The following is a 7212-nucleotide window of genomic DNA, read 5'->3' on the forward strand; positions in this document are numbered from 1 at the left end:
GAACATGAAACGTAGTCAAAACGTAGTAAGAATCAGGGTGTTTTACTACTGCGAATATTCTACCATAGGTTGCTGGATTTTGGGAGTAAGAAATAAAGAATAAACTAATAAAGGTTAGTGCCTTTCGTCTTTGCCTTCTTAACAAAGCTCAATAATTTTTCTTATAGTCTGAAATATCTGACTGAAATGTGAAAAATCAAAATTCTCTGCAAAATCCGAACCATCATAAATCAGCTGTGCATAGTCGTTCTTGGATAAAGCAATATTTCTTTTTTGCTCTGGGTCTTGCTCAGCATCATATACTTTTTCGTCAATCACGCCGTTAATTTTTACCTTATTCTGTATTCCGCTGAATTTAGTTTGATATTTTCTATCTTTGCTATTTCCTGATTCGTAGAACTCAGAACCAAGAAAGAGTCTTCGCCCGTTTACATCCTCTTTCAGCAGATCATCCTTAATATAGTAATGTTCTATTGATGTATAACTACCATATTGGTCCTCGTTTACAACAGGAATTGCAAATGCATATATGTTAGCACCCAAAGAATGGAATTCATTATCCCTAACTTCAGAATTATCTTTCAAAAATGAATCGTTGTCCCTATCAAATATTCCGATGATTTTTCTTGTGCTGTTTAAGCACACAAAATCCTTAAGCATTTGCATTAGATTTTTATCGCCAATGGTACCTTCGTATTCATGGAAAATAACATCAATATCCGTGATGTTCAGCGCTTTCATTGCTGCCTTGATGTGTTTCCAATCAGTTTTTCCTTCGGTAATAATAAGGGGCTTATTATCGGATTCAATCTGACTGCTTAATTCTTTATATTTATCTGCGAAACGGTCATTTTCTGCAACCATCATTTGGTATACTTCTTGATAGAGATCATTGTTTTCCACTTCACATCGACAGCCGTTTCGATCCATATCAAAAATTGCACATTTAATGATTTGGTTGTTTTCAGCAAGACCAAGTGATAGAAATGGCGCATGCGAAGTTACAACAAACTGCACATTCGGAAACTTTGCAAACAACAACGGCAAAATCTCTTTTTGAAGGCGAATATGTAAATGCTTGTCCACTTCATCAATCAGCACAATGCCGGAAATGTCATGGATAGGCTTTCTTAATGTATCGGCTTGTTTTAATAATTCAACAAATTCAGCAACCAGAGCCATTTCTCCCGATGACATTAGAAAAATGCTCGGATACATTACTGAATCGTCTTTAGTAGACATTACAGCAATACGTTCTGCGCCTTCGTATCTTTGACCGATTCCTAATCGAACATCTTGCTTGGTTTTCGAACGGAGAATTAAGCTAATAATCGAATTGACATACCTAAACACCTCAGAGGACTTTCCTTTATATAGGTAGCTATCCAATACAACATCCATCATCCAGTTGGCAATTTTCGGAAAATCAGAGGTTACTTCAATAGGATTTTTTAAATATCCAGCAAACCCCATATCTATACTAAACTCAAGCTCAGGTTTATAAGGGGTGTTCAAATAATAGGGTTGCTCATAGCGGTAGGCAGGAAAATATGTCATTAGTTCAGCAGAAAATATTTCCCTACTATCTTTTTCTGAATGGTTTCTCCAATATTTCAAATTGTTGTTTTTCTCTAAATCATTAGAGATGTTAGAAAAAGGAATAGGATTATCGATCCCTAATGCGGCACAATATTCTTCCTCTGTGATATTTCCGTGAATATCAATATAGTCATTCTCTTTACCATCTTTTGTAATAAACCTTAGGTATACAATCGAAAATGCTTGTCTATTAAGTGAGTACAACACAGAAGACACTCTGTAATACTTGTTAAAGTTGTTTTCGAATTCGTTGTAATACCCCTTTTTCGCTAATTCATAAAAAGCATCAACAATATATGATAGTATCGTAGTTTTTCCTTTTCCGTTAATACCGGACAAAAGGAAAACATTACTATCATCAAAATCCAATTCTAATTTATCGAACGGAGCACGATTGATAAATAGCGCTTTCTTTAATCTCATTTTTCTACCTCATTTCAACTTTTTACACAGCGGCAGTAAATTACTCCAATTTGCTGTTTAGCATAATTTTCTCTGTTAGTTTTCTTCGTTATGCTGTGTATTGAATTTGACGACAGGCTGCGTTCCCATTGTATGAAGGAACTTATCTATTTGCACATTAAGCATATCGTCTGTATCTGCAATTTTAAGTCGAGTATCTCTGGTCCTACTCAGAATATACGATAGAAAAATCGGCAGTGTGTCATCTTCGCAAGGCAGTGTTATGAACCCTTGATATGTATTGCTTGTCGTAACATAAAACTTTTCGCCCTCATAGAATAATCGAAAAATAATTGTTTTCTTTTTTAGAAGGACGACCATATCGGGCATTAAAGAAGGATTCAATGGCTTTATTTCATGGAAATAGTTTAATACCGTTTTAGGTTCCACGCTGTCGTATGCAAAAACAACACCAAACGGCTTTGTAAATCCGGTTTTATTCCATTTGACACCGTTAATTTCTATTGCAAGATTGGGAAGAACTTGGCAATCCTCCGGAGTTTCTTTGATGAGTGATTTGAAGGATGCTATATTGTCAATACTCTCAAAAAATGCTTTTCTATTCAACATGGACTTTACTTCTATTTCGCCGTATGCAGATTCAAATGGCATCATATAATAATCTCCCATGGGCACAGCATACGAAAATAAATCATCATAAACTATAACATCAAGCTGTTTGCTCACTCCATCGTGCGAATCAAAGCATTCCCCGTTGCATAAACCATATCTTTTTGGAAGAAATGGTCTGATAATTTCTTTGAGTAAGAATTCTCTCAAAGCACCTTTACTTGCGGAGTGATTCACGATTTTGCTCATGTTATACTCTGCCTCTAACTTTGGCACTGCAGTCTTTATCACATCATATAAAGTCATCTGTCTTTTCACCTCATTTCAACCGTCCACACAGCGGCAAAAGTTCTTCAATCTTAGCAACGATGTGTTTTTGCTCTATAGAAGAAAACAACATGTTTCACTACAATCTTCCTCATTCTTTTCTTGTGTATACATAATCCTTCTTATGTTCATCTGCGTGTATACACGTTGCTACTACATACAATTACATATATCAGTGCCAAACTTCGTATATGTTATTTCATGCCCCCAGTCATGAGTATCTTCGTCTGGCCATCGATGCATTAAATCTATTTCTTTTAATGGACGAACTCCTTTTATATAAATTCAACAATCATGATTATTGTTTGTTTGATAAATTGAGAAAACAGCTATTTTTAAGGTCAAAACCAAAAATCTCAATTTCTTTTCAATACATTTATCTGCGATTTCTACCGTTTCAACACAATTTACAGACCTTATCACGCCGCATTGTTTATTAAATTTATCACTGAGCAAACAAAATACGGCAAACTGGAGCAAGTTGAAGCCGTCAATCGTAGTAAGAATCGGGGGATTTTACTGCCAACCAACTGGGAGCATTTTTTCTTTTCCATCAATTAATTATCCAAACTGTCCTCATTCAGCAGGAAATCATAGACACTCATAACCAGCACCCCACTGTCATTGTAATACGGTGCAGGTGCATCTTTGGTGATGATAATCTTTTTGAAGAAATCGCCGGTCAGCATCAGGGAACGCTGCTCCTGTTCCATCTTTGCCTGGTCTGGAATCGCATAAGCTGACTGGATATAGTAACGCTTAGATCCTTTATTGCAAACAAAGTCAATTTCCAACTGCTTGCGAATTCCGTGACCTTTTTCATTGGTTTTATTCTGAGTAATAACGCCCACATCCACATTGAATCCCCGTATCTTCAATTCATTGAAAATGATATTTTCCATAGCATGAGTTCCTTCCAGTTGACGGAAATTGAGACGGGCATTGCGCAGTCCCAAATCAGTAAAATAATATTTGACTGGTGTGTCAATATACTTCTTCCCCTTAATGTCATATCGGACAGCACTGTCAATCAGGAAGGAATCACAAAGATAGTCGATATACCTTTTGATGGTGGTGTTGCTGATGGTTTTCTGCTTGACACTTTTGAAGGTAGCCGACAACTTTGTCGGGTTTGTAAGCGAACCGATTGCAGATGAGAGAATATTCAGAAGTTCCTCCAATTCTGCCCGGTTGCGTACATTATGCCTTCCTATAATATCTGAAATATAGGTTTCCTCGAACAGCGACTTCAGGAAATTGATCTTTTCTTCCGGACTTGAAATATTCATGATAGGAGGCAGTCCGCCGTAAAGCATATATTCATTCCAGCCGTCCTGTTTCGTCCCCGGATAGACGGACATAAATTCAGCAAAACTGAGGGGATACATATGAACTTCATCTCCCCGACCCCGAAATTCGGTGATCACATCTTTAGACAAAAACCGGGCATTGCTTCCTGTCACATATACATCCACATTTTTCATACGGATTAGGCTGTTTAATACGGATTCAAACTCTCCCAAAAGCTGCACCTCGTCCAGCAGCACATAGTACATTCCATCATCTTTAATCTGCTCCTTGAGATAGGGATACAGAACCTCCGGATCGCGAAAACGCTTGTTCTCAAAGGAATCAAACGCAATTTCTATAATGTGCTGTTCATCCGTTCCTTCTGCCAGTAAATGATCCTTGAACAGATTAAACAACAAGTAGGACTTTCCACAGCGGTGGATACCAGTTACCACCTTGATAAGTCCATTATGCTTTTTATTTATGAGCTTATTCAAATAGATGTCTCTCTTAATTTCCATATCATAACCCCTTTTTCTACTGAAAGTTTTTGCGAGTTATCGCAAAATTCTTCATTAGTATTATATCCCGTCCAGATTGATTTTACAACTCCTAATGAAAATTCTTGCGAGTCATCGCAATTTCATGCACTCTTTCTATAAAAATCAAAATTTTCTGTTTGCATGTCCATGATTTTCTTCTCTTTGATCATTATTTTTATCATCAGCAATAAAAGTGAGCGCCAGCATATCTTCCTTTTGAGGTTGTATAACATCTTCTCAAATAATCTTTGCCACCATCAACAGAAACTGCACCACATGCTTAAATGATTGACTTTATCAAAACAACTGCATCCATAGGTGAGGCGATTATTTTTTGCAATCATGTGAGCAAGGCCGACAATAGCGGCAATTATTTCAAAAAATAAGGACTACCAATTTTCTGATAGTCCTGTTTTATTCTTCATACAATATTTTACAATCAAAGACCGCGAATAATATTCAGGTAATCCTGTCTCTGGTCTACCACCGCATAGATGATAACTTCTTTGTTTACCTCATCAATCTTATAAAATACCAAGTCTTTTTCTAGCATCAAGACCTTATATTTTTGTCTCTTTAATACAGGATATTTAGGGTCTGTTCCCATATAAGGATTGTCTGCCAAATGATTGATTCTGATTTCTATTTCATCAAGTTTTTCCAGTGCTACTTCTTTTCCAAAGTTCTGAGCTACATATAATATTATTTTCCTGATGCCTGCATCTGCGGTATCAGTCCTGACAATCTTGTATCCCAAAATCAATCCTCCTGCAAGATGGAGCGTAAATTATCAAAGGTATCACTTATCGGAGCAACACGCCCGTTTTTTACATCATCCTCCGCTTCAGCAAGAATTTCCAATAATTCTATACGAGACTTCATGTTCTTATATGTTTCGTAAGAAAGAGAAACTGTATCTCCTCGTCCATTTACAGTAATGATAACCGCTTCACGGCCCTCCCTGCACTGTTTGGAAATTTCATTGTAATGATTTCTCAGGTCTGCAGAAGGTCTTATTGTTTCCTGTAATGTCATCATACAATCCACCTCCAGATATATTATATGCAAATTATATCTTAATATGTCTACAGAGTCAATGAAAATTATAATAGCAGAGAAATTCTTCAAGCTGGAAGTTTTTCTATATTATTATGCGTCCTATCATATATGATTCCATATGTAAGGGCCGCTATAAACCTTTCAAAGCCCGGACAACGCTCATAAGAACTTTGCGTTTTTCCGCATCTAAGTTGTTCCTTGCTTCGACAATTTCTTCCTGATCAACTGTCAGCTTCAGATTTCCGTACTCTTTCCCGAAAAAAACTGCCAGTGATATTCCAAATGCGCTGCAGATTTTTTCCAAGGTCAGAAGTGTTGGCAGACTTCCCCGTTCCGTAATGTCTCCTATTGTGGATTGCCCTACGCAAGTGCATCATAGCTCCTTACCATTTATAACCCCTTGAGTTCACTATTTTTGTAGGCCTTAATTAATTCTTCAAGTCTGCATTCAGTAACTGCCAAACATTTAGCACTGGTCTCTTGAGATACTGTTTCACACCCAATTTTCATTACTCTTACAGATACTTTCAAATCGTCTAAATACATTAAGAATGGGAGACAGCCATTAAAAGTCTCCCCATATACTGTTCACTTTTCCGTCTTATTCCAGGCAAAACACTTCTATAGGCTCATACTTCAGCCACATAGTATGCTAAACTTGGCGCTGCTTCAGCGCCAGGCCAATCAGTCGGTCCGCTTGGTCAGCCATGAACAAAGGAATATTCAGAACGTCATCATCCAGCTTCAAATTATTCAGAGAGAACCGAATACGAAGTTTAACTTGATCCGGGAACAGTTCTTTAAATTTCTTCAGGCTCTTACTATTCGTGTTGGCTTCAGATTTAACTTCCACAGGAAAAATATCATTTTCCCACTGAATGAGAAAATCGACTTCATAAGGCGGATTATTCTGGCTCCAATAGTGGGGGACCACTTCTAACTGCGTAATCAAGGTCTGAAGTACAAAATTCTCAGTAAGTGCGCCCTTAAACTCAGTGAACAAACGGTTGCCTTCACCAAAAGCCGTAGGAGCCAACTGAGCCAGACGACGGAGCAATCCCACATCTACCAGATAAATCTTAAATGCAGACAAATCATCGTAAGCAACGATTGGCAAACCTGGAGCACTGCTTCGATAGATTTTATGCACCAGCCTGGCATCCACCAGCCACTGCAGGGCATCCTCATATTCACGGGCCCTCGCGCCTTCTTTGACAACCCTGTAGATAAACTTCCTATTCTCTCTTGCCAACTGGGACGGTATAGACTTCCAAATCATAGAAATCTTCGGAAACTCACTGATATTTGGTATATGGTAAATAACCAGTCCTCCGGACAAAATAATGCCAGCCCAAAGGCTGGC

7 protein-coding genes and 1 pseudogene are annotated in these 7212 nt (G+C 37.7%); all 8 read right to left on the reverse strand.

From position 1 onward, the window contains the following. Nucleotides 1-138: 138 nt before the first annotated feature. Nucleotides 139-2022, reverse strand: coding sequence for an AAA family ATPase (locus LIZ87_RS01330; RefSeq protein WP_227144895.1), 1884 nt, complete (start codon nt 2020-2022; stop codon nt 139-141). A gap of 75 nt (nt 2023-2097) precedes the next feature. Beyond that, nucleotides 2098-2937 (reverse strand): DUF6602 domain-containing protein, encoded by an 840-nt coding sequence (locus LIZ87_RS01335; protein WP_227144897.1) that lies wholly within the window; start codon nt 2935-2937, stop codon nt 2098-2100. A 578-nt stretch (nt 2938-3515) separates the two neighbouring features. Further along, nucleotides 3516-4769, reverse strand: coding sequence for an ATP-binding protein (locus LIZ87_RS01340; protein ID WP_227144899.1), 1254 nt, complete (start codon nt 4767-4769; stop codon nt 3516-3518). Between the two features lie 202 nt (nt 4770-4971). Next, nucleotides 4972-5067 (reverse strand): annotated as a pseudogene (locus tag LIZ87_RS23040) (DUF7695 domain-containing protein); the annotation flags it as partial. A gap of 162 nt (nt 5068-5229) precedes the next feature. After that, nucleotides 5230-5547 (reverse strand): type II toxin-antitoxin system RelE/ParE family toxin, encoded by a 318-nt coding sequence (locus LIZ87_RS01345; protein ID WP_227144901.1) that lies wholly within the window; start codon nt 5545-5547, stop codon nt 5230-5232. A gap of 2 nt (nt 5548-5549) precedes the next feature. Further along, nucleotides 5550-5828 (reverse strand): type II toxin-antitoxin system Phd/YefM family antitoxin, encoded by a 279-nt coding sequence (locus tag LIZ87_RS01350; RefSeq protein WP_227144902.1) that lies wholly within the window; start codon nt 5826-5828, stop codon nt 5550-5552. A gap of 151 nt (nt 5829-5979) precedes the next feature. Then, a complete protein-coding gene (locus LIZ87_RS01355) occupies nt 5980-6153 on the reverse strand; it encodes a hypothetical protein (protein WP_227144904.1) in 174 nt (57 codons plus the stop codon). A gap of 348 nt (nt 6154-6501) precedes the next feature. Next, nucleotides 6502-7212, reverse strand: a 711-nt coding sequence (locus LIZ87_RS01360) for a DUF4143 domain-containing protein (RefSeq protein WP_227144906.1), incomplete at its 5' end; no start/stop codon positions are given.

The organism is Lacrimispora sp. 210928-DFI.3.58 (assembly GCF_020554865.1).
Classification (GTDB): domain Bacteria; phylum Bacillota; class Clostridia; order Lachnospirales; family Lachnospiraceae; genus Enterocloster.